The organism is Burkholderia sp. MSMB0856 (genome assembly GCF_001524645.2).
GTDB classification, from domain to species: Bacteria; Pseudomonadota; Gammaproteobacteria; order Burkholderiales; family Burkholderiaceae; genus Burkholderia; species Burkholderia diffusa.
In genome coordinates, this window is the sequence record NZ_CP013428.1 from 2,440,781 (window position 1) to 2,465,017 (window position 24,237).

Genomic DNA, 24,237 nt, shown 5'->3' on the forward strand with positions numbered 1-24,237 from the left:
TGATCGAGTCCTCACGAAAGGCACGCCTCGAAAAACTGGTATGACCACGCCAGCAACGTCTGGACACGTGCCGGCCTCCCGCCAAGAATGCGGTCCATCCGGCGCGCCGCGCATCCCGCGGCCGCCTGCATGGTGAAGAGGGTGGAGACGGGAGACACACGATGAGTTTCACCTACGACGAACGCATCGACGGCCCGCTGGCGACCGTCGACCGCGACACGCTCGTCGCCGCGCTCGACGCGGCGGCGCCCGGCCTCGACGTGCTGCACGAACGCGAGGCGCTGAAGCCGTTCGAATGCGACGGCCTCGCCGCGTACCGCACGGTGCCGCTCGCGGTCGTGCTGCCCGACACGGTCGAGCAAGTGCGCGCGGTGCTGCGCGTCGCGGCCGCGCACGGCGTGCCGGTCGTCGCGCGCGGCGCGGGCACGGGCCTGTCGGGCGGCGCGATGCCGCTCGAAAAGGGCATCCTGCTCGTGATGTCGAAGTTCAACCGGATTCTCGGAATCGACGCCGACGCCGGCATCGCGCGCGTGCAGCCCGGCGTGCGCAACCTCGCGATCTCGCAGGCCGCGGCCCCGCACGGCCTTTACTACGCGCCCGATCCGTCGTCGCAGATCGCATGCTCGATCGGCGGCAACGTCGCCGAAAACGCGGGCGGCGTGCACTGTCTCAAATACGGGCTGACGGTGCACAACATCCTGAAGGTCGAGATCCTGACGATCGACGGCGACACGCTGACGCTCGGCGCCGACGCGCTCGACGCCCCCGGCTTCGACCTGCTCGCGCTGTTCACCGGCTCGGAGGGGATGCTCGGCATCGTCACCGAGGTGACGGTGAAGCTGCTGCCGTTGCCGCCGAGCGTGAAGGTGCTGATGGCGAGCTTCGACGACGTCGCCGAAGCCGGCGCGGCGGTCGCGCGGATCATCGGCGCGGGCGTGATCCCCGGCGGGCTCGAGATGATGGACAACCTCGCGATCCGTGCGGCCGAAGACTTCATCCACGCGGGCTATCCGGTCGACGCGCAGGCGATCCTGCTGTGCGAACTCGACGGCGCGGCAACCGACGTCGACGAAGACGCCGAACGCGTCGCCGCGCTGCTGCGCGACGCCGGCGCATCGGAAATCCGCGTCGCGCGCGACGAAGCGGAGCGTCAGCGTTTCTGGGCCGGCCGCAAGAACGCGTTCCCGGCGGTCGGCCGCATGTCGCCCGACTATTACTGCATGGACGGCACGATCCCGCGCCGCGAACTGCCGCGCGTGCTCGAAGGGATTGCCGCGCTGTCCGCCGAATATGCGCTGCCGGTCGCGAACGTGTTCCATGCGGGCGACGGCAACATGCATCCGCTGATCCTGTTCGACGCGAACCGTCCCGGCGAGCTCGACCGCGCGGAGGCGCTCGGCGGCAAGATCCTCGAGCTGTGCGTCGCAGTGGGCGGCAGCATCACCGGCGAACACGGCGTCGGGCGCGAGAAGATCAACCAGATGTGCGTGCAGTTCAACGCCGACGAAATCACGTTCTTCCACGCGGTGAAGGCCGCGTTCGATCCGCGGCGCCTGCTCAATCCCGGCAAGAACATCCCGACGCTGCATCGCTGCGCCGAATTCGGCGCGATGCACGTCCATCACGGCAAGCTGCCGTTTCCCGAACTGGAGCGCTTTTGATGCGACGCGAACGCGAACCCGAATCGATCGACGACAGCGCAGCGCTCGTCGCGCAGGTCGACGCCGCGATCCACGATCGCCAGCCGCTGCACATTCGCGGCGCGGGCACGAAGGCGTTCGTCGGCCGCGCCGTCGAAGGTCGCACGCTCGACATGCACACGCATCGCGGCATCGTCGCGTACGACCCGACCGAACTCGTCATCACTGCGCGCGCGGGCACGCCGCTCGCCGAACTCGACGCGATGCTCGACGCGGCCGGCCAGATGCTGCCGTGCGAGCCGCCGACGTTCGGCGGCTCGGCCACCGTCGGCGGGATGTTCGCGGCCGCGCTGTCGGGGCCGCGCCGCCCGTGGGCGGGCGCGGTGCGCGACTTCGTGCTCGGCTGCCGCGTGATCACCGGCCACGCGAAACATCTGCGCTTCGGCGGCGAGGTGATGAAGAACGTCGCGGGCTATGACGTGTCGCGGCTGCTCGCGGGCAGCTTCGGCTGTCTCGGCGTCGTGACGGAGGTGTCGCTGAAGGTGCTGCCGAAACCGCGCGCGACCGGCGATCTCGCGTTGCCGCTCGCCGCCGCCGAAGCCGTGCAGCGCGTCGCCGGATGGCGTCGCGCGGGGCTGCCGCTGGCGGGCGCCTGCCACGCGGACGGCGTGCTGCGGGTGCGCCTCGAAGGCGGCGAGGGCTCGGTGAAGGCCGCGCGCGACACGATCGGCGGCGCGCGCATGGACGATCGCGACGACGGGTTCTGGGCACGGCTGCGCGACCTGTCGCTGCCATTCTTCGACGATCCGCGCCCGCTGTGGCGCGTGTCGGTGCCAGCCGCCGCGCCGCTCGATTCGCTCGCCGGCGCGCTGCTCGTCGACTGGGGTGGCGCGCAGCGCTGGCTGAAAACCGACGCCGCACCGGCCGACGTGCAGCGGTTCGCCGCGCAGTGGGGCGGCCACGCGACCTGCTTCACGCCCGGCACGACGTCCGAGCCGTTCCAGCCGCTGCCGCCCGCGCTGCTGCGCGTGCATCGCCAGCTGAAGGCGCAGCTGGATCCGCATGCGATTTTCAATCCCGGCCGCCTGTACGCCGACGTCTGAACGCCAACCCGACTTCGAACCGCCGATGCAAACCAATCTCAGCGAAGCCAGCAAGGCCCTCGACCGGGCCGACGAAGCGGAAGCGATCCTGCGCGCGTGCGTGCACTGCGGCTTCTGCAATGCGACCTGCCCGACCTACCAGGTGCTCGGCAACGAGCTCGACGGGCCGCGCGGACGCATCTACCTGATCAAGCAAATGCTCGAGGGCGAACCGTGCGGCGAGCGCACGCAGCAGCATCTCGACCGCTGCCTGACCTGCCGCAACTGCGAGACGACCTGTCCGTCCGGCGTGCGCTATCACACGCTGCTCGACATCGGCCGCGCGGAAGCCGAGAAGCGCGCGCGGCGTCCGGCGCGCGAGCGCCTGCTGCGCGCCGGCCTGCGTCACGTCGTGCCGCGGCCTGCGACCTTCGCCGCGCTGCTGAAGGCCGGCCGCGCGCTGCGCCCGCTGCTGCCCGGCACGCTGCAGGACAAGATTCCGGCCGCCGTGCCCGCCGCCGCGCCGCGCCCGCCCGTGCGCCATGCCCGGCGCGTGCTGATGCTGGAAGGCTGCGTGCAGCCTTCGCTGTCGCCGAACACGAACGCGGCCGCCGCGCGCGTGCTCGACCGGCTCGGCATCGGCGTGACGCCCGCGCGCGAGGCCGGCTGCTGCGGCGCGACCGAATATCACCTGAACGCGCAGGAGGCCGGACTCGCGCGCGCACGCCGCAACATCGATGCGTGGTGGCCCGCGATCGAGGCGGGCGCGGAGGCGATCGTGCTGACGGCGAGCGGTTGCGGCGCATTCGTGAAGGAATACGGCGAGCTGTTGCGCTCCGACCCCGTCTATGCCGACAAGGCGCGGCGCGTCAGCGCACTCGCGCGCGATCTCGCGGAAGTCGTCGCGGCCGAGCCGCTCGACGCGCTGGCCGATGCGACGCAGCGCCGCGTCGCGGTTCATTGCCCGTGCACGCTGCAGCACGCGCAGCGGCTCGGCGGCGCGGTGGAAAGCATCCTGACGCGGCTCGGCTTCGATCTGACGAATGTCGCCGACGGCCACCTGTGCTGCGGCTCCGCCGGCACCTACGCGCTGACGCAGCCCGAACTCGCCACCAAACTACGCGACAACAAGCTCGACGCACTCGAAGCCGCGCGGCCGGACCTGATTGTCACGGCCAACATCGGCTGCCAGACTCACCTGAACGGCGCGGGCCGCACGCGCGTGCGCCACTGGATCGAGCTCGTCGACAACCGACTCGTCAACTGACCGCTGATTCCGGAGGAACGCCATGAAAACCAAGCCCGAACTCGAACTCGCCGACGTCGAACGCATGCTCGCGGCCGCCCGCGCGGAGGCCGAGCGCCACGGCTGGGCCGTGTCGATCGCCGTCGTCGACGACGGCGGCCACCTGCTCGCGTTCGCGCGCCTCGACGGTGCATCGGCGGCCAGCGCCTGCATCGCGCAGGACAAGGCGCGCGCGGCGGCGCTCGGCCGTCGCGAGACGAAGGCGTATGAGGATATGATCAACGGTGGCCGCACGGCGTTTCTGAGCGTGCCGCTGACGGGGTTGCTCGAAGGCGGCGTGCCGGTGACGGTGAACGGCCGCATTGCGGGCGCGATCGGCGTGTCTGGCGTAAAGTCCGAACAGGACGCGCAGATCGCCCGCGCCGGCACACAAAGCGTCGCGGCATAACCAGCCAAGCCGCGCGCGATTTTTTCCCCGGGAGGAATCACGATGATCGACCAAGCAGGACTGCAAGTCGCGCCAGCGCTGAGCCAGTTCATTGAAAACGAAGCACTGCCGGGCACCGGTATCGACAAGGCCGCCTTCTGGAGCGGTTTCTCGGCCCTGGTGCACGATCTCGCACCGCGCAACCGCGAACTGCTCGCGGAACGCGACCGCCTGCAGTTGGAACTCGACGCGTGGCATCGCGCGCACCCCGGCCCGGTGCGCGACCACGCCGCGTATCGCGCGTTCCTCGAACAGATCGGCTACCTCGTGCCGGTCCCGTCGAACGTTGCGGCAGCCACCGCGAACGTCGACAGCGAGATCGCGACGCAGGCCGGCCCGCAGCTCGTCGTGCCGCTGTCGAACGCGCGCTATGCGCTGAACGCCGCGAACGCGCGCTGGGGCAGCCTGTACGACGCACTGTACGGCACCGACGCGCTGCCCGAGGACGGCGGCGCCGAACGCACCACGGCCTACAACCCGACGCGCGGCCAGCGCGTGATCGACTACGCGCGTAACGTGCTCGACAACGCGGCGCCGCTCGCGAGCGGCTCGCACCGCGATGCACTGCGCTATCGCGTGGAGGACGGCCAGCTCGCCGTCGAAACCGGCAAGGGCGTCGTGCACCTCGCGCAGCCGGCGCAGTTCGTCGGCTACCAGGGCGCGGCAGGCGCACCGTCCGCGATCCTGCTGAAGCACAACGGCCTGCACCTCGAGATCCAGATCGACGCGTCGACCCCCATCGGCCGCGCCGATCTCGCGAACGTGAAGGACGTCGTGCTCGAAGCCGCGGTCAGCACGATCATCGACTGTGAGGATTCGGTCGCGGCGGTCGACGCCGACGACAAGGTCCAGCTCTATCGCAACTGGCTCGGCCTGATGCAGGGCACGCTGGTCGAGGAAGTCGCGAAGGGCGGCAAGACCTTCACGCGCCGCCTGAACGCCGATCGCGAATACACGACGCCGGCCGGCGGCACGCTGACGCTGCATGGCCGCTCGCTGCTGTTCGTGCGCAACGTCGGCCACCTGATGACCAACGGCGCGGTGCTCGACCGCGACGGCAACGAAATTCCGGAAGGCATCCTCGACGGCGTCGTCACGGTGCTGTGCTCGCTGCACGACCTGAAGGCGAAGCGCAACTCGCGCACGGGCTCGATCTACATCGTGAAGCCGAAGATGCACGGCCCGGTCGAAGTCGCGTTCGCCGACACGCTGTTCGCGCGCATCGAGGACCTGTACGGCCTGCCGCGCAACACGCTGAAGATGGGCATCATGGACGAGGAGCGCCGCACCAGCGTGAACCTCGCCGCCTGTATCGCGGCCGCCGCCGCGCGCGTCGCGTTCATCAACACCGGCTTCCTCGATCGCACCGGCGACGAGATGCACACCGCGATGGAGGCAGGCCCGATGATCCGCAAGGGCGACATGAAGTCGTCGGCGTGGATCCAGTCGTACGAGCGCAACAACGTGCTCGCGGGCCTGTCGGCCGGCCTGCGCGGCCGCGCGCAGATCGGCAAGGGCATGTGGGCGATGCCGGACCTGATGCACGCGATGCTCGAGCAGAAGATCGCGCATCCGCGCGCCGGCGCGAACACGGCGTGGGTGCCGTCGCCGACTGCCGCGACGCTGCATGCGCTGCACTACCACCTCGTCGACGTGCAGGCCGTCCAGCAGGAACTCGAGAAGACGCCGTATGCGAGCGAACGCGACGCGCTGCTCGAAGGCCTGCTGACCGTGCCGGTCGTCGAACGCGCCGAGTGGAGCGAGGCCGAGATCCTGAGCGAAGTCGAGAACAACGCGCAGGGCATCCTCGGCTACGTCGTGCGCTGGGTCGAACAGGGCGTCGGCTGCTCGAAGGTGCCGGACATCCACGACGTCGGCCTGATGGAAGACCGCGCGACGCTGCGCATCTCGAGCCAGCACATCGCGAACTGGCTGCGCCACGGCGTGATCACCGAGGCGTTCGTGCTCGACGTGTTCAAGCGGATGGCGCGCGTCGTCGATCAGCAGAACGCTGGCGACCCGAACTATCGCCCGATGGCGCCCGGCTATGACCAGTCGACGGCATTCCAGGCCGCGTGCGCGCTGGCGCTGCAGGGCACGTCGCAGCCGAGCGGTTATACCGAGCCGCTGCTGCATCGGTTCCGGCTCGCGTACAAGGCGCAGCAGCACGGCGCGTAAACCCTTGCATGCGGGCTTTCCCGCATGCGGTTTCGCGAAACGGGCGGCCATCGTGGCCGCCCGTTTTCATCTGCGAATTCACGCGGACATCGAAATCGATAATCGGTCCGTCGCGCACCGCTTCAAGTTCCTGCTTCACCGGCCGTTAAAATTGTTAAACCGGCGACCGTGGAATGCGCACCGCGCCGCCCCTGGCGCAACGCCTTGCACCGCAACGCTCCACGCGCGATTGGCAAGTATTGGCCACGGCGATAATTTGATCCGGATCAACGGTCCGCAACATTCTCCGCGTATACAAATACGCGCGTTATACTCGGAACAATCCGCGCCGCCCGATTAGTCGGATCGTTGAATCGCGGCCAGTCCTCCTGGTGAATGGAGCGATTTTTGCGGTTTATCCGACCGCAATCATCGATGATCGGCTCCGGTTCTCCGGCCGATCGGGCGGCGTGCGCATCGGAGACCGCGCACCGGATCGCCGCCGGCAAATCATACGAACAATCGCATCGGCCCGCCGCCTGGCGGCGATGCCCATCGATCCACGGACCATGGCAGAAACCGACTACGCAATGCCCAGCGAATCCGGCTTGACGGGCCGCATCGCCGCGCAATTTCGCCGGTTCCTGCTGCCGCACCTGATCTTCTATTCAGGGCTGCTGATCGCGCTGCTCCTGTTGCTGCTGTGCGCCATCGTGCTGTACGAAGGCCGCATCGACGCACGCGATCGCGCGCGCACCACCCAGCAGAACATCGCGCTGATGGCGTCGTGGGACATCGAGCGCAACATCGAGATCTATTCGCTGTCGCTGCAGGCGGTCGTCGACGGCTCGAACGATCCCGCGGTCGCCGCGCTGCCGATGTCGCTGCGCCGCCAGGTGCTGTTCGACCGCGCGACGACGGCCAAATACCTCGGCGGCATCTACGTGCTCGACGCGAACGGCGACATCGCGGTCGACGGCATGAGCGATGTGCCGCGCAAGGCCAACTTCAGCAACGAACCGTATTTCACGGTGCACCGCGACCACCCGAACGTCGGCCTGTACGTCAGCGATCCGTACCATTCGCGGCTGCGCGGCGGCTCGCTGAGCATCGCGCTCAGCCGGCGGATCACGCGGCCCGACGGGTCGTTCGGCGGCGTCGCCGTGATGTCGATCCGGCTCGAATATTTCCAGAACCTGTTCTCGCGCCTGGCGCTCGGCGATCGCGGCTCCGTCGCGCTGATCAACACCGACGGCCGGATGGTCGCGCGCAAGCCGTACGATCCGGCGATCGTCGGCCGCGACATCAGCAAGGCCAGCACGTTCCGTCACTTCATGACCGCGAATGAGGGCAGCTTCGCCGATACCGCGTCGATCGACGGCGTGCGCCGCCTGTACGTGTTTCGGCATCTCGAAAATCTGCCGCTGATCATCATGGTCGCGCGCTCGGAAGCCGACACCTACGCCGCGTGGTACGACCGCGCGATCCCGATCGGCTCGGCGATGGCCATGCTCGCGCTCGGCTTCGTCGGCTTGTCGCTGCTGCTCGACGTGCAACTGCGCAAGCGTCACCGCGCGGAAACCGAACTGCAGGCGCTCGCGCGCACCGACGGCCTCACCGGCCTCGACAACCGCCGCATGCTCGACGTCACGCTCGAGCGCGAATGGCGCCGCGCGGCACGCTCGCAACATGCGCTGTCGCTGCTGTTCGTCGACGTCGATCACTTCAAGCGCTACAACGACACGCAAGGCCACCAGGCCGGCGACGACGCGCTCGCCGCGGTCGGCCGCTGCATCGCCGGCTGCCTGCGGCGCCCGGCCGACTATGCGGCCCGCTACGGCGGCGAGGAGTTCGTCGTCGTGCTGCCCGACGTCGACACGCCCGGCGCCGTGACGATCGCCGAAGCGATCCGCACCGGCATCCTCGATCTCGGCATCCGGCACGCCACGGGCTCGTCCGACTGCCTGACCGCGAGCATCGGCGTGACGACCTGCTATCCGGAGCGCGACGACAGCATCCAGGCCGCGCTGAAGCTCGCCGACGACGCGCTGTACCGCGCGAAGGAACGCGGACGCAACCGGGTCGTCGTGCAGACGGCCGTGAGCGTCGATCGCACGCCGCGGCGCGCCTGAGCCACGGCAGGCCGGCAGGCCGTCGCCCGGGCCTTCCGATCGCCCGCGGGCGAAATCGCCGACAATGTCGGCTCGCCGCCGCCGCGCGACAGACACATGCGCCGGCCGGCCCGCGCCCGCTTCACACCACCATGAGACTCAAGGCAAAGATTTTCCTCCTGGCGATCGTTCCATTCCTGCTCGCGATCGCCGGCATCGGCTTCGGCGTGCGCCAGCAGGCGACGTCGCTCGCGCGCACGCAGCACGCGACGATCCAGGCCGCCTACCTGTCGAGCAAGGAAATCGAGCTGAAGCATTACGTCGAGCTCGCGACGAGCGCGATCATGCCGCTGTACGACGCGAGCGGCCGCAATGCGCGCGACGACGCGTTGCTCCGCACGCAGGCGCTCGCGATGCTGCAGAAGATGGATTTCGGCCCCGACGGTTATTTCTTCGTCTACGACCTGCACGGCAATGCGCTGATGCACCCGCGCGAGCCCGAGCGCGTCGGCCACAACTACTGGTCGATGCGCGACCCGCAAGGCGCGCTGACGATCCAGCAGCTGATCGGCGCCGCATCGCACGGCGGCGGCTACGTGCGCTACACGTGGCAGCGGCCGTCGACGGGCAAGCCCGCGCCGAAGCTCGGCTACGTCGTCGCGCTCGAACGCTGGGGCTGGATGGTCGGCACCGGCATCTATCTCGACGACGTCGACACCGCGCTGCAACGCATCGACGCGCGCGCGTCCGCGAACATCGAGCGGACGATGAGCTGGCTCACCGCGATCGCGCTGACCGGCGCGGCGGCGATCGCCGTCTGCGCGCTGGTGCTGAACGTCAGCGAATCGCGCAGCGCCGACGCGAAGCTCAAGCAGCTCGCGCAGCGTGTCGTCGAATCGCAGGAACAGGAGCGCGAGCGGCTGTCGCGCGAACTGCATGACGGGATCAGCCAGATGATGGTGTCCGCGAAGCTGATGCTCGAATCCGCGCTCGCGCGCTTCGAGCGCGGCGCGACGCGCATGCCCGAAGCCGAGCAGGCGCTCGCGTCCGGCGTCGGGCGGCTCGGCGACACGCTGCGCGAAGTGCGGCGTATCTCGCATGCGCTGCGCCCGGCGATGCTCGACGATCTCGGCCTCGCGGCCGCGCTCGAGCAGCTCGTGCGCGAGCTCGGCGCGGAAAGCGGCATCGACATCGGCTATACGCAGGTCGCGCACAGCGGCGCGCGGCCGTTGCCCGCGCCGGTCAATACGGCGCTGTTCCGGATCGCGCAGGAAGCGCTCAGCAACATCGTGCATCATGCGCAGGCATCGCGCGCGGCCGTCACGCTCGACGTCGGCGCGCATTCCGCCACGCTGACCATCGCCGACAACGGCTGCGGCTTCGACGCCGAGCGGTCGCAGACCGATGCGCGCCGCGGCATCGGGCTGCGCAACATGCGCGAGCGCCTCGACGCGCTCGGCGGCACATTGACGATCACGTCGCAGGTCGGCCACACCGTCGTGGCCGCGCGCGTGCCGCTGCGCGCCGCCTGAGCACGCGCCCCATCACCGGAGACCTTTGCCCATGAGCGCCCCCGATACCGTCCAGCCCGCCGCCCGACTGCTGCTCGTCGACGATCACCCGCTGGTGCGCGACGGCCTGCGGATGCGGCTCGAGGCGGCCGACCTGTCCGTGGTCGGCGAAGCCGGCAACGCGGACGAGGCGCTCGCGCTCGCCGCGTCGCTCGAGCCCGATCTCGCGCTGATGGACGTCGGCATGAACGGGATGAACGGCATCACGCTCGCCGGCATCTTCCACGAGCGCTTTCCGGGGATTCGCGTGCTGATGCTGTCGATGCACGACAACATCGAATACGTGACGCAGGCCGTGCGCGCCGGCGCGAGCGGCTATCTGCTGAAGGATTCGCCCGCGAGCGAGATCGTGCGTGCGATCGGCGCGGTGCTCACGGGGCAGACGTTCTTCAGCGAAGGGCTCGCCGCGCGGATGATCCAGGCGAGCGCGGCCGCGTCGCCGCTCGACCGCCTGACGCCGCGCGAACGCGACATCCTCGATGCGCTGGCCGAGGGGCTGTCGAGCAAGCAGATCGCGCAGCAGACGGGGCTGTCGGTGCGCACGGTGGAAACGCACCGGCTCAATCTGAAGCGCAAGCTCGAGATCGAAGGGCAGGCGGAGCTGATCAAGTTCGCGGTCGAGCATCGGCGGCGGTAGCGCCCCGACACGGGTGCCGCGTCATTCCGAACCCGCAACGAAAAAGGGCGCCCGAGGGCGCCCTTGATGCATGCCGGCATGCTGAACATGCCGGCCGACCGGCGGCGATCAGTTCGTCCGCGCGTTGTGCTTCTGCAGATATGCGATCAGGCCGTCGATGCCGCCCGACGCGAGCTGGCCCTTGAACTGGCCCTGGTAGACCTGGATCAGCCACGCGCCCGACATGTCGATGTCGTAGATTTTCCAGTCGTTGCCGACCTTGCCGAGGCGATAGCCGACCGACTGGCTGTCGCCCGGCGTCGTGACCGTCGACTGCACCAGCGCATCGGCGCCCGACGCGCCGCCGGCCTTGAACGAGAACTTCGCGTCCTGGCCGCCGAGCTGCGCGAGCGACGCGGCATAGGTGCGCGTCATCAGCAGCTTGAACTGCTTGTACAGCTCCTGCTGCTGTTGCGGCGTCGCCTGCTTCCAGGCATCGCCGACCGCGATGCGGGTCGTGCGTTCGAAGTTCGTCGCGGGCAGGAAGCGCTGCTCGACGACTTGCGTGACTTTCGCCATGTCGCCGCCGCGCGCACCCGGATCGGCCTTCATCGCGTTGACGGTGCCTTCGACCGCATTGCGGACGATGTCGACGGGCGCGCTCTGCGCGAAAGCGGAAACCGACACGGCGGCCGCCGCGACGAAAGCAAACAGATGACGTTTCATACGGATATCGCACTCGATGAGAAAAAACGGCCGGCGGATTGCATCGGTGGCATCGGCCGGTGGGTCGAAGTATAGCGGCCCGGCGGCCGGCCTGCCGCGCGGTGACCGACTGTTACCTTTCAACCCCTTTTGTCACAGGCCCCGCCGCGGCACGATGCCGGTCGATTATGTAAGTATCCCCATACGAATCGCCGGGCGCTGCGCGCCGATTCCTGCGCCGCGGAGCAAATATCCTTCCCGCCCCTTTACGCTCCATCGTCGCGACCGACGCCACGTTGCGCCGGTATACTCGTTGTTTTGTCCTTGCCAGCCCCTTCCCACCGCCACATGGTGACATCTCTCATCGTCCGACTCGTCGCATGGTCGGTACGCCGCCCCGTCTGGGTCGTCGTGCTATCGCTCGTCGTCGCCGTCTTCAGCGGCGTCTACGTCGCGCAGCACTTCAAGATCAACACGGACATCAGCAAGCTCGTCGACGCGGAACCCCAGTGGGCCGCGCTCGGCCAGGCCGTCGACAAGGCCTTCCCGCAACGCAACGGCACGATCCTCGCGGTGGTCGAGGCCCCGGCGCCCGAATTCGCGACCGCCGCCGCGCATACGCTCACCGAAGCCCTGCAGAAGCAGGCCGACGCCGGCCGCATCGGCCAGGTCGCCGAACCCGGCGGCGGCCCGTTCTTCGAGCACAACGGGCTGCTGTTCCTGTCGCCGCAGGAAGTGACGGACACGACGACGCAGCTCGCGAGCGCACGGCCGCTCGTCAACGAACTCGCGAAGAACCCGAGCCTGACCGGGCTCGCGACCACGCTGTCCACCACGCTTGGCCAGCCGCTCCTGACCGGCCAGGTGAAGCTGCCCGCGATGGCGAAGCTGCTTGCGCGCAGCGCCGCGACGGTCGACGACGTGCTGGCCGGCAAGCCCGCCGCGTTCTCGTGGCGCGGGCTGGTCGACAGCGATGCCGCACGCCAGCCGGCCCGCGCGTTCGTCACGGTGCAGCCGGTCGTCAACTACGGTGCGCTGAAGGCCGGCGCCGAAACGACCCAGGTGATCCGCGACACCGCGAAAGCGCTCGGCCTCGAGCAACGCTACGGCGCGATCGTGCGCCTGACCGGCGAACAACCGCTCGCCGACGACGAATTCGCATCGGTGGAAGACGGCGCCGCGCTCAACGGCGCGCTCACGCTCCTCGCCGTGCTCGTGATCCTGTGGCTCGCGCTGCGCTCGAAGCGGATGATCGGCTCGGTGCTGGTCACGCTGTTCGTCGGCCTCGTCGTGACCGCGGCGCTCGGCCTCGCGATGGTCGGTTCGCTGAACATGATCTCGGTCGCGTTCATGGTGCTGTTCGTCGGCCTCGGCGTCGACTTCTCGATTCAGTACGGCGTGAAATACCGTGAGGAACGCTTCCGCGATCCGCGCATCGATCACGCGCTGATCGGTGCCGCGCACTCGATGGGCATGCCGCTCGCACTGGCCACCACGGCGGTCGCGGCGAGCTTCTTCTCGTTCATTCCCACGGCCTATCGCGGCGTGTCGGAGCTCGGCCTGATCGCGGGCGTCGGGATGTTCGTCGCGCTGCTGACCACGCTCACGCTGCTGCCCGCGCTGCTGCGCCTGTTCGCGCCGCCGGGCGAATCGAAGACGCCGGGCTTTCCGTGGCTCGCCCCGGTCGACGACTTCCTCGATCGCCATCGCAAGCCGATCCTGATCGGCACGCTCGCGGTCGTGATCGGCGCGCTGCCGCTGCTCGCGTTCCTGCACTTCGACTTCAATCCGCTGCACCTGAAGGATCCGAACAGCGAATCGATGGCGACGCTGCTCGCGCTGAAGGATTCGCCCGAAGCGGCCGTCAACGACGTCACGCTGCTCGCGCCGTCGCTCGCCGAGGCCGACGCGGCCGCGAAGCGCCTCGATGCGCTGCCGGAAGTCGGCCGCACGACGACGCTGTCGACCTTCGTGCCGGCCGACCAGCCGGCCAAGCGTGCGGCGATCGCCGCGGCCGCGAGCGATCTGCTGCCCGCGCTGACGCAACCGGCCGCGCCGGCCGCGACCGACGCGCAGCGCGTCGCCGCGCTCAAGCGCGTGTCGGACCTGCTGAGCTACGCGGCGGAAGATCACCCGGGCCCGGGCGCGGCCGCCGCCCAGCATCTGTCGGCATCGCTCGCGAAGCTCGCCGCCGCCGACAGCGCGACGCGCGACCGCGCCGAACGCGCGTTCTCCGACACGCTGCGCATCGCGCTCAATCAGCTCGCGACGCTGCTGCAGCCGCAGGACATCACGCGCGACGCGCTGCCGCCGCAGCTCGTGCGCGACTGGATCGCGCCGGACGGTCACGCGCTCGTGCAGATTTCGCCGAAGGTGCCGAAGGGCGTCGACCCGAACGACGACACGATGCTGCGCCGCTTCGCGAAGGCGGTGAAGGCCGCTGAGCCGGGCGCGATCGGCGGCCCGATCTCGATCCTGCATTCGGCCGACACGATCATCAACGCGTTCCTGCACGCGGCGCTGTGGTCGATCCTGTCGATCACGATCCTGCTGTGGATCACGCTGCGCCGCTTCGGCGACGTGCTGCGCACGCTGGTGCCGTTGCTCGTGTCGGGGCTCGTCACGCTCGAGATGTGCGTCGTGCTCGGCATGTCGCTGAACTTCGCGAACATCATCGCGCTGCCGCTGATGCTCGGCGTCGGCGTCGCGTTCAAGGTGTACTTCGTGATGGCGTGGCGCGCGGGCCAGACGGGCCTGCTGCAGTCGAGCCTCACGCACGCGGTGCTGTTCAGCGCCGCGACGACCGCAACCGCCTTTGGCAGCCTGTGGCTGTCGCATCATCCGGGCACGTCGAGCATGGGCAAGCTGCTCGCGCTGGCGTTGACCTGCACCCTGATCGGCGCCGTGGTGTTTCAGCCCGTCCTGATGGGCAAACCGCGCGTCAAACGCGCCAAAGAACCAATCGCAAGGAAATAATGAACAAGGTGCGAATCATTGCGGCGACCGTCGCTGCCAGCGCGGTGCTGAGCGGCTGCGCGACGGGCCCGAACCGCAACCCCAACGACCCGCTCGAGCCGATGAACCGGGCGATGTACAAGTTCAACGACACGGTCGACACGAACATCGCCGTGCCGATCGCGAAGGGTTACCAGAAGGTCACGCCGACGCCCGTGCGCACCGCGATCAGCAACTTCTTCTCGAACCTCGGCGATCTCGGCAACATGGCCAACAACCTGTTGCAGCTGCGCATCACCGATGCGACGCAGGATCTGATGCGCGTGGCGATGAACTCGGTGTTCGGTGTCGGCGGCCTGATTGACATCGCGACGCCGGCCGGGCTGCCCAAGCATCACCAGGATTTCGGGCTGACGATGGCGCGCTGGGGCGTGCCGTCCGGCCCGTACCTCGTGCTGCCCGTGTTCGGGCCGAGCACGATCCGCGATGGCGTCGGCCGCGCGGTGGACGTCCGCTTCAACCTGCTCAACTACATCGAGCCGGCCGCGCGCAATCCGATGTACATCGCGCAGTTCATCAGCGCGCGTTCGGACCTGCTCGGCGCGACCGATCTGCTGAAACAGGCGGCGCTCGATCCGTACTCGTTCGTCCGCGATGCGTATCTGCAGCAGCGCAAGTCGCTGACGTATCGCGGCCAGTCGGCATCGGCCGCGCCGCCGAACTACACCGAGCCGGGTGAATCGGGCGCGGTGCCGGCGGCCGCGCCGACCGTGCCGGGCTTGCCGAATTACGAGGATCCGGGCGAGTCGGGCGGCGCATCGGGCACGGCACCGAACAACGCGCCGGCCGCGCCGGGGTTGCCGCAGTATGAGGATCCGGGTGCCGACGGCGCGACGCCGGCGAGTGCGCCGGCGGCGGCGCCGGCGGCTGCGTCCGCCGGGGCGACGACTGCGCCGGCTACCAACGGCGCACCGATCGCGCCGGCGATGCCGACGGTGCCCGCGAGCGGTCCGGCCGTGCAGTAACGCGCACGGCATCCGCCCGCAAACCGAAGAGCGCTGCATCATGCAGCGCTCTTTTTTTGCGCGTACGCGAAACGAAAAGGGAAGGGGGGGGAGAAGCGGAAAGCGGCGAGCGCCGCTCAGACGATCCGCATCGCGCCGGCACGCTCGAATGCGTGCCGCGCCTGGATCAGCGTCGTGCGTGCCGCGCGCGCGTCGCCCGCGACCTGCAGCAGCGGGCCGAGCTGCGACGGCTGCTTCAGCAGTTCGCGCAGGATCGGCAAGATGGCCGTGCTGCCGTCGTCGCGCAGGCCGGCCGTCGCCGCGCGCGGCAGCGTGCGCCACGCAGGGTCGACGATCGCGCGGCACACCGCGAACGGCACGCCGCGCGACGCCGCGAAGGCCGCGGCGATATGCGACTCCATGTCGACGGCGAGCGCGCCCTTCGTGCGATGCAGCGACGTCTTTTCCTGCTCGCTGACCACCGGCGCGCCGACCGCCGCCATCGTGCCGCGCGTGACGCGCGCCCACACCGGCGTGTCGTGCAGCGCGGCGACGAGCCGCGCGCTCCAGCCCGGATCGGTCTGCACGCGGCCGAACGGCCCGTCGATCGCGTCCGCGATTACGAGTGCGCCGGGCGCGAGATCGGGAGCGAGCCCGCCCGCCGTGCCGAAACTCACGATGCCCGCGCAACCGCGCGCGGTCGCCTCGGCCAGCGCGCGCTCGAGCCGGTCGGCCCGCGCGGCGAACACGGCCTCGACGCCTTGGCCGCGCGCGATGCGTGCCTCGAACGCCATCCCCGTGACGGCGATGACGGGCAACGTGCCGTTGTGCTGCGCCGGTGCCACGCGTTACATCCCGACCGTCACGCGCGTCGCATTGGCGCGCTTCAGGTTGCGATAGCGCGCGAGCGCCCACAGCGGGAAAAACTTGCGATAGCCGTGATAACGCAGGTAGAACACGCGCGGGAAGCCGGTTGCCGTGAAACGCGTCTCGTCCCACAGGCCTTCTTCGTTCTGCTGCGCGATCAGGTAATCGACGCCGCGTGCAACGGCCGGGTTGTTCACCTCGCCGGCCGCCATCAGGCCGAGCAGCGCCCACGCCGTCTGCGACGCGGTGCTCGGCGCCTGCTCGAAGCCGCGGTAATTCAGCTTGTAGCTGTCGCCGTCCTCGCCCCAGCCGCCGTCCTTGTTCTGAATCGACAGCAGCCACTGCGCGCCGCGCTTCACGCGCGGATCGTCCGGCGTCAGGCCGGCTGCGTTCAGCGAGCACAGTGCCGTCCACGTGCCGTACACGTAGTTCATCCCCCAGCGGCCATACCAGCTGCCGTCCGGTTCCTGCTCCTTCAGCATGTAGTCGAGCGCGCGACGGGCCGGCTCGCTGTTCAGCGCACTCTCGCCAAGCTGCGACAGCATCGACAGGCAGCGGCCCGATACGTCCGAGGTCGGCGGATCGAGCAGCGCGCCGTGATCCGAGAACGGAATGTTGTTCAGGTAGTACTGCGTGTTTTCCGGTTCGAACGCGCCCCAGCCGCCGTCGCTGCTCTGCATGCCGACGACCCATTCGCGCGCGCGCGCCATCGATTCGCGATACGTATCCGTCTGCTTGAGCTTCTGCGCACGGTCCATCGCCATCACGACCACGGCAGTATCGTCGACGTCCGGATAGTGCGCGTTTGCGTACTGGAACGCCCAGCCGCCCGGCCGCACGTTCGGGCGGCGCGAGATCCAGTCGCCGCGCACGTCGAGGATCTGCAGCGGGCGCAGCCAGTCGAGGCCGCGCAGCACCGCTTCCTCGGCACGCGCGTCACCGGTTTCGAGCAGCGCATGCGCGACAAGCGACGTGTCCCACACCGGCGACAGGCACGGCTGGCAATACGCTTCGTCCTCGTGCACGACGAGCAGCTTCTCGACCGACTTGCGCGCGATCGCGCGGTTCGGATGATCTTCCGCATAGCCGAGCACGTCGTACATCATCACCGCGTTGGCCATCGCCGGATAGATCGCGCCAAGGCCGTCCTCGCCGTTCAGGCGCTCGTCGACGAACGACACGGCCTGGCGGATCGCGCGTTCGCGCGTGTAGCTCGGGAACAGGCCGTCGACCGCGCGCAGCGCGTGGTCGACCACGCGGAAGAATGCGAACCAGCCGGGGCTCTGGTGGCCCTGGCGCGGCAGGAGACCGGCATTGACGGGCGGGTCGACGAACAGCTCGTCGATACGCACGCCGCGCGGGTTCTTCGCGATCGGACGCTTCGCGTTCAGCACCAGCAGCGGCACGATCACGGTGCGCGCCCAATACGACACCTTCGACAGGTGGAACGGGAACCACTGCGGCAGCAGCATGATCTCGACCGGCATCATCGGCACCGCGCGCCACGGAATCGCACCGTACAGCGCGAGCTGGATCCGCGTGAACACGTTCGACATCTCGGCGCCGCCCATCGCGTGAATCGCGCGACGCGCACGCTGCATGTGCTCGGCGTTCTCGTCGTCGCCGATCACCTTCAGCGCGAAATACGCCTTCACGCTCGCGCTGATGTTCGGCGCGCCGTCGGTGAACAGCGGCCAGCCGCCGTCGGCCTGCTGGATGCGACGCAGATAGCGGCCGATCTTCTGTTCGAGCTCGAGGTTCGGCGTCTCGCCGAGATAGTGGACGAGCAGCACGTATTCGGCGGGAATCGTCGAATCGGCTTCGAGTTCGTAGACCCAGTGTCCGTCCGCGTTCTGCGCGGCCAGCAGCGCGTCGGTCGCGCTGGCGACGGCCGCGTCGAGCCCGGCCGGCACGGTGCCGGCGGACAGGGTAGCCATATCGGTGAGATCGTTCATCGGTCCCTCTCTTATTGTGTCTGGAGCACGTCCGCGGCCAACTGGCCGGAACGGATCGCGCCCTCGATCGTGGCGGGCAAGCCGGTGGCAATCCAGTCGCCCGCCAGCACGAGATTGGTCCAGCGCGTACGCACGGCCGGACGTTTCATTTCCTGCGACGGCACCGCCGCGAACCCCGCGCGCGGCTCGACGACGAGCTGCCACGTGGGGAGGGTTTCCGGGTTCGCGCCGGTCACGCGCGCGACGTCTTCCCAGATGCGCCGCGCGAGCGCATCGCGCGGCATGTCGAGCCAGCGGCCCGCGTCGCGGATCGTCGCCGCGAGCGGACCATCGCCGGTGCGCACCGCGTCGACGATGCCGTTGACGACGGCCGTCTGCAACGGGCTGCCGGCCGGTGTATCGACCGCGAAATACGCGGTCACGACCGCGCTGAACGTGTCGGGCGCGGTGAGATCCGGGACGAGCGGCTGCGCGACCTCGGGCGGCACCGCCAGCACGACCGCGTCGCCCGGCGCGAGATCGACGCGCTCGCCGCCGATCGCGACCGCATCGACCGCGTTGCCGTGCGCGCCGAATTCGAACGCATCGAGTCGCGAGTTCAGCTGGATCTGCGCGCCGCCGTGCTGCAGCATCCGCAGCGCCGGTTCGACGAATGCGCTGCCAAGCCCGTGGCGCGCGACGAGCGGGCGCCAACCGGGGCCGCCCGCGGCAAACATGCCGAACAGTGCCGCACGCGCGAGCTCGGCGCTCGCGTGGCGCGGTTCGACGTGCAGCACCCCGAGCCAATATGGCCGCAGCCAACGATCCCACAGCACGCCGTCGCATCGCATCGTCTGTGCGAGTGAACGGCCGGTGCGCGCGAACGCGAGCGACGCCAGCGCGAGGTAGTCGAGCGGCGTGGTGCCCGGCGCACGCGATGCCGCGTCGAACAGCCACGACGGCCAGCGCCCGTTGCCGAAGCGCAGCGTCCAGCGCTGCTGCGACGCGACGTCGACCACCGGATATTCAGGCAGCGCGGGGCCCGTCAGCTGATCGGCCGCGCCGATTGCACGCAGATAGCGCTGCGTCGCGGACTGCCCCGCGAAGACCTGGTGCAGCCCGCTGTCGAGCGTCGTGTTCAGCGTCCCGTCGAACCACGAGCGGCAGCGGCCGCCCGCATGCGCATGCGCGTCGTGCAGCACGATGCGCCGCCCGCGGCGTTGCAGCTCGACGGCGGCCGACAGGCCCGCGAGTCCTGCACCGATCACGTGGACGGTTCTGGGCATCGGCTCAGAACAGCGCGTAGCGCGCGGCGATCATCAGCATGCGCGCCTTCGGCTTGCGCAGCGGCACGCGCGGGGCGGCGAAGCCACGCGCGATCGCGGCTTCCAGAATGCAGCGGTACGCGCCCGACATGATGCGCGGCGCCTTGACCTGCGCGCGCGTGCAGCGATCCATCACGGCGTCCGCCGCGCGGAAGTGTTCGAGCGCGCGCTCGACGAGCGTCGCGCACACGCGCGGCAGCGCCGGGTCGCGCACGATCGTCGCCGGATCGGTGATCGCGATGCCTTCGCGCGCGAGCAGCTCGCGCGGCAGATAGCAGCGGTTGATCGCTGCGTCGTCGTCGATGTCGCGCAGGATGTTCGTCAGCTGCAGCGCGCGGCCGAGGTGGTGCGACAGCTCGATGCCTTCCGCCTCCGGGATCCCGAAAATCCTCACCGACAGACGGCCGGCCGCACTCGCCACGCGATCGCAGAACAGGTCGAGCGTCGGTTCGTCCGGCGCGCAGATGTCCTCGGCGGCGTCCATCGCCATCCCGTCGATCATCGCGTGGAAGTCCTCGCGCTTCAGGTCGAATGCGCGGATCTCGCGCTCGAGCGCGACCAGATGGCGCGGCGGCTGGCCGGCGAAGCAGGCATCGATGTCCGCGCGCCAGCGATCGAGGCCCGCGTTGCGCTCGGCGCGCGGCAGGTCGCTGTCGGCGATGTCGTCGACCGCGCGGCAGAACGCGTAGACCTGGAACATCGCGTCGCGCTGCACTGCCGGCAGGATGCGCATCGCCAGATAGAAAGAACTGCCCGATGTGACGGCAGCGGCGTCGGTTTCTTGTTCGTCCACGACGAGATTGGAAACGGCCAAGACGAGCTCCACGGAGACACCCACGCGGGGCGATTGAAGAGGCCATGCCCGGCTGGGTTGGTCAGGGCGTCAAATGCGTGCGAGATATGCGAACGATCGACGCAGACAGGCACAAATTACCGGCCGGAAGCCGGAATTGGGCGAAAGTATAGCAATCTTTGAAGTTCGATGGCGGACACACGCCGCGCCCGGCGGGCCGCCTCGGGGCCCGGTGCCGGCGTGGCCGGCCGCGACGGGGAACGGCGTCGCGCCGCCCGTCAGCCGTAGACGATGTCGCGCTGCAGATCGAGCGCGATGAGCCCCATTTCGCGCGTCAGCTGCAGCATCGAGCGGCGCTCGAGGCGCGAGCCCATGAAGCTCGTCACGCGCCCGTCGGGCTCCGCCGTGAACTGGAACGACGGGCCGCCGGTGCCGAACCACGCGCCCGGCACGTCGGGCGACTCGTGCCAGTCGATCTGCTCGAACACGCGCGCGATCCCCGCGCGCACCACGTCGCTCGGACCGATCGGCGGCGCGATCTCGCCCAGATCGTCGAGCGAATAGGGGCCAGGCTTTTCCGGCCGCCGGTAGAAGAGGTAGTCGACGTTCATGGAGCGCAATCGGTAACAAAGCGTCAAATTAGCGCGCTTCGGCGCAAATTCAAATCAGATCAGGACGAAATGTGGCCTGAACGAGACAAAAGGGCCTGATCGCGACGGCCGATCCGGGCGCGTGCACGGTCGGGCCGCGTGTTCATGCTTGGACGCGCGCGGCTTCGTCTAAGATGAACATCTTTCTCGAAAAAAGACACGGACACCATGGAGACGAACGTAACCGCCGCCGCGCAATCCGACCACCCCGTTTTCGTGCTGGTGCACGGCGCGTGGCATGGAGCGTGGTGCTACGCGCACGTCGCGGCCGCGCTGGCCGCGCGCGGCTACCTGTCGATCGCGCGCGACCTGCCCGCGCACGGCATCAATGCCCGCTTTCCCGCGTCGTATCTCGAACGGCCGCTCGACGAGGACGCATTCGGCGCCGAGCCGTCGCCGGTCGCGAATACCACGCTCGACGATTACGCGACGCAGGTAATGCAGGCGGTCGACGACGCATACGCGCTCGGCCGCGGCAAGGTCGTGCTCGTCGGCCACAGCATGGGCGGCCTCGCGATCACGGCCGCGGCGGAGCGCGCGCCGGAGAAGATCGCGAAGATCGTCTATCTCGCGGCGTTCATGCCCGCGTCGGGCGTGCCGGGCCTCGACTATGTGCGTGCACCCGAAAACAAGGGTGAAATGCTGGGCCCGCTGATGCTCGCGAGCCCGCGCGTCGCGGGCGCGCTGCGGATCGATCCGCGCAGCGGCGATGCCGCGTATCGCGAGCTCGCGAAGCGCGCGCTGTACGACGACGTGCCGCAGGCCGACTTCGAGGCGGTGGCGAACCTGATGACCTGCGACGTGCCGGCTGCGCCGTTCGCGACCGCGATCCCGACGACCACCGCGCGCTGGGGCGCGATCGATCGTCACTACATCAAGTGCCTGGCGGATCGCGTGATCCTGCCCGCGCTGCAGCAGCGCTTCATCGACGAAGCCGACGCGTTCGTGCCCGGCAACCCGACGCACGTGCACCAGCTCGACAGCAGCCATTCGCCGTTCGTGTCGCAGCCGGCCGTGCTGGCCGGCGTGCTCGCGGATATCGCGAAAAGCTGAACGGCGCGCATCGCGCGCGTGAAGCGGCGACGCGGCGGTTACGCGTAGGCGATCGACCGATCGCGCCCGAGCCGCTTCGCGCGATAGAGCGCGGTGTCGGCCTCGTTGACGAGCGCGTCGAACCCCGACGCGCCCGCCGTCGCGCACGCGCCGCCGACGCTCGCCGTCACCGGCACGCTGACGCCTTCCGCGTCGACCGGCGTGCTGCCGATCGCGTCGCGTACCTTGTCGGCCACCCGCATCGCCTCGTCGAGATTCGTGCACGGCAGCAGCAGCGCGAATTCCTCGCCACCGAAGCGGCCGAACGTATCCTGCGCGCGCACGATGGACGCGACGCGGCGCGCCGTCTCGCGCAATACCGCATCGCCGGCCGCGTGCCCGAACCGGTCGTTGATCGTCTTGAAGTGGTCGAGGTCGAACAGCAGCACCGACAAGTCGCCGCCGTAGCGCTGCCAGCGCGCGAATTCGTCGCCGAGCCGCGCCTCGAAGAAGCGCCGGTTCGCGATGCCGGTCAGGCCGTCGCGATTCGCATGCTCGCGCAGCTTCGCGACCGCCTCCTCGCGCTCGCGCTGCATCACGCTCACGTGCGTGACGTCCGAGATCGTCACGCAGACGGCCTCGACTTCGCGGCCGCGCGTGAGCGGCATGAACGTGCAGTCCTGCTGCATGTAGTCGACGCCGCCGGTAATCGGCCGGTCGTGCTCGAAGCGGAACAGGTAAGGCCGCTGCTCCCACGAACTGAATGCGAAACTGCCGAGCTGGAACACGCTCTCGAGCTTGCGTTCGAGCCATGCGCGCGGCAGTTCCGGAAAGCGGTCGAACAGGTTGCGGCCGATCACGTCGGCAGCCGGGATACCGCTGTGGTCCTGCATGAAGCGATTCCACATCAGCACGTTCATCGTGCGGTCGAGCACGAACAGGCCGAAGCCGACGCGTTCGATCACGAGGTCGCTCAGCGACCCGGCGGTGGTGGTCGGGGTAGCGGTCATAGCGCGGACAGCAATGCGTCGAGCGCGTCGCCCATCAGCCGGATCGAATCCTCGGCCATCAGCATCACGAAATGTGCGCGGAATGCGTGATCCTCGAGGCCGAAGTTCACTTCGAGCAGCAGCGCGACGCTCCATGCGAGCGCGTTCGGCTGGAACACGTCGTCGAACGACACGTTCGCGCCGAGCAGCCCCGGCGGGAAGAACACGGGCTTGCGGCCGAGCTCGTCGAGAATCGACGCGACGCACGCGCTCATCAGCACGTTCGCGACATCGAACACGAGTTCGTCCTGCGTGGCCATGCCGGCGTACACGCCGTCGCCGAACGTGCGGTCCATCAGCGACATGAGCCGCGCGACGCCCGCGCTGCGGCACAGCACGATCGCCTCGCCCTTGATGTCGGAACGGAATCCCTGGCGCACGGCCGTCACGTTGTCGTGGATGCCCGTCATCTCGCGCAGCGCGTCGCCCGCGTCGGCGGCCTTCACGACGCGCACGCGCGGTACCGACAGCTCGATGAAATGCCCGAGCAGCAACGCGAGCCGTGAGGCGGCGCGGCCCATCGCAAGGTTGGCGATCTCCTGCAACGCGTCGCGTTGCTCCGCCGTGAACACCGATTCAGGCATACAACCCATACTCCTTGAGAATGGGCAGCAACGCCTCCGACGTCACGGGCTTGGCAACGAATGCGATCGCGCCCAGCTCGCGCACGCGTGCTTGCGCCTGCGGCTGAATATCGGCGGATACCACGATCACGAACGTGTTCAGATCTTCGTGGCGCAGTGTCTCGAGCACCTGATAGCCGTTCATGTCGGGCATCGTCAGGTCCAGAAACATCACGGAAGCTTTGCCGTCACGATAGAGCGCCAGAGCCTCGCGACCATTCGCCGCATACGCGACGTCGACGTCCCAGTCTCCCGGCAGTGCCTTTGTCAGAAGTTTGCGAGCGAGCAAGGAGTCGTCGGCGATCACGATCGGCAAAGGCATGGCGGCGAAGCGGTATACGGAATGGTCTCTCTCGCGTTAACGACCGCGCGGCGCGCTTCTTGAGGCGC

General features: G+C 69.0%; 19 protein-coding genes and 1 pseudogene. 11 read left to right on the top strand and 9 right to left on the bottom strand.

Going from position 1 to position 24,237, the window contains the following annotated elements; genetic code table 11:
- Window positions 1-161 precede the first annotated feature (161 nt).
- The 8 genes from glcD to WS87_RS28600 all read left to right on the top strand — a co-directional run bounded on the left by glcD (window position 162) and on the right by WS87_RS28600 (window position 10,931).
- Window positions 162-1,661: a glycolate oxidase subunit GlcD gene (gene glcD / locus WS87_RS28565; RefSeq protein WP_059818497.1), complete on the top strand. Its 1,500-nt coding sequence runs from the start codon at window positions 162-164 to the stop codon at window positions 1,659-1,661.
- Window positions 1,661-2,743, top strand: coding sequence for a glycolate oxidase subunit GlcE (gene glcE, locus WS87_RS28570; RefSeq protein ID WP_059818498.1), 1,083 nt, complete (start codon window positions 1,661-1,663; stop codon window positions 2,741-2,743). Before glcD ends, glcE begins: the two co-directional genes overlap by 1 nt.
- A 25-nt stretch (window positions 2,744-2,768) precedes the next feature.
- Window positions 2,769-3,989 (top strand): glycolate oxidase subunit GlcF, encoded by a 1,221-nt coding sequence (gene glcF, locus WS87_RS28575; RefSeq protein WP_059818499.1) that lies wholly within the window; start codon window positions 2,769-2,771, stop codon window positions 3,987-3,989.
- Between the two features lie 22 nt (window positions 3,990-4,011).
- A complete protein-coding gene (locus tag WS87_RS28580; protein ID WP_059818500.1) occupies window positions 4,012-4,416 on the top strand; it encodes a GlcG/HbpS family heme-binding protein in 405 nt (134 codons plus the stop codon).
- Between the two features lie 42 nt (window positions 4,417-4,458).
- Window positions 4,459-6,633: a malate synthase G gene (locus tag WS87_RS28585; RefSeq protein ID WP_059818501.1), complete on the top strand. Its 2,175-nt coding sequence runs from the start codon at window positions 4,459-4,461 to the stop codon at window positions 6,631-6,633.
- Between the two features lie 548 nt (window positions 6,634-7,181).
- A complete protein-coding gene (locus WS87_RS28590) occupies window positions 7,182-8,744 on the top strand; it encodes a sensor domain-containing diguanylate cyclase (RefSeq protein ID WP_059818502.1) in 1,563 nt (520 codons plus the stop codon).
- A gap of 131 nt (window positions 8,745-8,875) precedes the next feature.
- Window positions 8,876-10,255 carry a cache domain-containing protein gene (locus tag WS87_RS28595; RefSeq protein WP_059698177.1) on the top strand — a complete coding sequence of 460 codons (1,380 nt, stop codon included), beginning with the start codon at window positions 8,876-8,878 and terminating at the stop codon, window positions 10,253-10,255.
- 31 nt (window positions 10,256-10,286) lie between these two features.
- Window positions 10,287-10,931 carry a response regulator gene (locus WS87_RS28600; RefSeq protein ID WP_059818503.1) on the top strand — a complete coding sequence of 215 codons (645 nt, stop codon included), beginning with the start codon at window positions 10,287-10,289 and terminating at the stop codon, window positions 10,929-10,931.
- Window positions 10,932-11,039: 108 nt separating this feature from the next.
- Here WS87_RS28600 and WS87_RS28605 read toward each other — a convergent pair whose 3' ends face one another.
- Complete coding sequence (locus WS87_RS28605; RefSeq protein ID WP_059529002.1) at window positions 11,040-11,636, bottom strand: MlaC/ttg2D family ABC transporter substrate-binding protein; 597 nt, start codon at window positions 11,634-11,636, stop codon at window positions 11,040-11,042.
- Window positions 11,637-11,963: 327 nt separating this feature from the next.
- Between WS87_RS28605 and WS87_RS28610 the strand changes: the two are divergent.
- A pseudogene (locus WS87_RS28610) lies at window positions 11,964-14,595 on the top strand (MMPL family transporter); the annotation flags it as partial.
- Window positions 14,591-15,595: an MlaA family lipoprotein gene (locus WS87_RS28615; RefSeq protein WP_059818505.1), complete on the top strand. Its 1,005-nt coding sequence runs from the start codon at window positions 14,591-14,593 to the stop codon at window positions 15,593-15,595. The pseudogene WS87_RS28610 and the gene WS87_RS28615, both read left to right, overlap by 5 nt.
- A 116-nt stretch (window positions 15,596-15,711) precedes the next feature.
- Here the strand turns inward: WS87_RS28615 and WS87_RS28620 are convergent, their stop codons facing one another.
- From WS87_RS28620 to WS87_RS28640, 5 genes are all read right to left on the bottom strand, one after another.
- Window positions 15,712-16,368, bottom strand: a complete 657-nt coding sequence (locus tag WS87_RS28620) for a phosphorylase (protein ID WP_059689356.1) — start codon at window positions 16,366-16,368, stop codon at window positions 15,712-15,714.
- A 54-nt stretch (window positions 16,369-16,422) separates the two neighbouring features.
- Window positions 16,423-18,396, bottom strand: coding sequence for a squalene--hopene cyclase (gene shc, locus WS87_RS28625; RefSeq protein WP_059818506.1), 1,974 nt, complete (start codon window positions 18,394-18,396; stop codon window positions 16,423-16,425).
- Between the two features lie 11 nt (window positions 18,397-18,407).
- Window positions 18,408-19,661: a hydroxysqualene dehydroxylase HpnE gene (gene hpnE / locus WS87_RS28630; protein ID WP_059818507.1), complete on the bottom strand. Its 1,254-nt coding sequence runs from the start codon at window positions 19,659-19,661 to the stop codon at window positions 18,408-18,410.
- Window positions 19,662-19,665: 4 nt separating this feature from the next.
- Window positions 19,666-20,514 carry a presqualene diphosphate synthase HpnD gene (gene hpnD / locus WS87_RS28635; protein WP_059529130.1) on the bottom strand — a complete coding sequence of 283 codons (849 nt, stop codon included), beginning with the start codon at window positions 20,512-20,514 and terminating at the stop codon, window positions 19,666-19,668.
- 257 nt (window positions 20,515-20,771) lie between these two features.
- The gene (locus WS87_RS28640; RefSeq protein ID WP_059529016.1) at window positions 20,772-21,104 is read right to left on the bottom strand and encodes a hypothetical protein; all 333 of its coding nucleotides are present in this window, start codon (window positions 21,102-21,104) and stop codon (window positions 20,772-20,774) included.
- A 207-nt stretch (window positions 21,105-21,311) separates the two neighbouring features.
- Here WS87_RS28640 and WS87_RS28645 point away from each other — a divergent pair, with 207 nt between their 5' ends.
- Window positions 21,312-22,196 (top strand): alpha/beta fold hydrolase, encoded by an 885-nt coding sequence (locus tag WS87_RS28645; protein ID WP_059529019.1) that lies wholly within the window; start codon window positions 21,312-21,314, stop codon window positions 22,194-22,196.
- 38 nt (window positions 22,197-22,234) lie between these two features.
- Here the strand turns inward: WS87_RS28645 and WS87_RS28650 are convergent, their stop codons facing one another.
- The 3 genes from WS87_RS28650 to WS87_RS28660 are packed head-to-tail and all read right to left on the bottom strand — an operon-like array spanning window position 22,235 to window position 24,169.
- A complete protein-coding gene (locus WS87_RS28650; protein ID WP_059818508.1) occupies window positions 22,235-23,185 on the bottom strand; it encodes a GGDEF domain-containing protein in 951 nt (316 codons plus the stop codon).
- Complete coding sequence (locus tag WS87_RS28655) at window positions 23,182-23,808, bottom strand: chemotaxis protein CheC (RefSeq protein ID WP_059689214.1); 627 nt, start codon at window positions 23,806-23,808, stop codon at window positions 23,182-23,184. Before WS87_RS28655 ends, WS87_RS28650 begins: the two co-directional genes overlap by 4 nt.
- Window positions 23,801-24,169: a response regulator gene (locus WS87_RS28660; RefSeq protein WP_040138947.1), complete on the bottom strand. Its 369-nt coding sequence runs from the start codon at window positions 24,167-24,169 to the stop codon at window positions 23,801-23,803. The genes WS87_RS28655 and WS87_RS28660 overlap by 8 nt, the downstream gene beginning before the upstream one ends.
- Between the last annotated feature and the right edge of the window lie 68 nt (window positions 24,170-24,237).

What these genes read in the sequence shown, in the direction of transcription:
- glcD (WP_059818497.1), top strand. Translation starts at nt 162, where the DNA reads ATGAGTTTCACCTACGACGAACGCATCGACGGCCCGCTGGCGACCGTC.
- glcE (WP_059818498.1), top strand. Translation starts at nt 1,661, where the DNA reads ATGCGACGCGAACGCGAACCCGAATCGATCGACGACAGCGCAGCGCTC.
- glcF (WP_059818499.1), top strand. Translation starts at nt 2,769, where the DNA reads ATGCAAACCAATCTCAGCGAAGCCAGCAAGGCCCTCGACCGGGCCGAC.
- WS87_RS28580 (WP_059818500.1), top strand. Translation starts at nt 4,012, where the DNA reads ATGAAAACCAAGCCCGAACTCGAACTCGCCGACGTCGAACGCATGCTC.
- WS87_RS28585 (WP_059818501.1), top strand. Translation starts at nt 4,459, where the DNA reads ATGATCGACCAAGCAGGACTGCAAGTCGCGCCAGCGCTGAGCCAGTTC.
- WS87_RS28590 (WP_059818502.1), top strand. Translation starts at nt 7,182, where the DNA reads ATGGCAGAAACCGACTACGCAATGCCCAGCGAATCCGGCTTGACGGGC.
- WS87_RS28595 (WP_059698177.1), top strand. Translation starts at nt 8,876, where the DNA reads ATGAGACTCAAGGCAAAGATTTTCCTCCTGGCGATCGTTCCATTCCTG.
- WS87_RS28600 (WP_059818503.1), top strand. Translation starts at nt 10,287, where the DNA reads ATGAGCGCCCCCGATACCGTCCAGCCCGCCGCCCGACTGCTGCTCGTC.
- WS87_RS28605 (WP_059529002.1), bottom strand. Translation starts at nt 11,636, where the DNA reads ATGAAACGTCATCTGTTTGCTTTCGTCGCGGCGGCCGCCGTGTCGGTT.
- WS87_RS28615 (WP_059818505.1), top strand. Translation starts at nt 14,591, where the DNA reads ATGAACAAGGTGCGAATCATTGCGGCGACCGTCGCTGCCAGCGCGGTG.
- WS87_RS28620 (WP_059689356.1), bottom strand. Translation starts at nt 16,368, where the DNA reads ATGGCGTTCGAGGCACGCATCGCGCGCGGCCAAGGCGTCGAGGCCGTG.
- shc (WP_059818506.1), bottom strand. Translation starts at nt 18,396, where the DNA reads ATGAACGATCTCACCGATATGGCTACCCTGTCCGCCGGCACCGTGCCG.
- hpnE (WP_059818507.1), bottom strand. Translation starts at nt 19,661, where the DNA reads ATGCCCAGAACCGTCCACGTGATCGGTGCAGGACTCGCGGGCCTGTCG.
- WS87_RS28640 (WP_059529016.1), bottom strand. Translation starts at nt 21,104, where the DNA reads ATGAACGTCGACTACCTCTTCTACCGGCGGCCGGAAAAGCCTGGCCCC.
- WS87_RS28645 (WP_059529019.1), top strand. Translation starts at nt 21,312, where the DNA reads ATGGAGACGAACGTAACCGCCGCCGCGCAATCCGACCACCCCGTTTTC.
- WS87_RS28650 (WP_059818508.1), bottom strand. Translation starts at nt 23,185, where the DNA reads ATGACCGCTACCCCGACCACCACCGCCGGGTCGCTGAGCGACCTCGTG.
- WS87_RS28655 (WP_059689214.1), bottom strand. Translation starts at nt 23,808, where the DNA reads ATGCCTGAATCGGTGTTCACGGCGGAGCAACGCGACGCGTTGCAGGAG.
- WS87_RS28660 (WP_040138947.1), bottom strand. Translation starts at nt 24,169, where the DNA reads ATGCCTTTGCCGATCGTGATCGCCGACGACTCCTTGCTCGCTCGCAAA.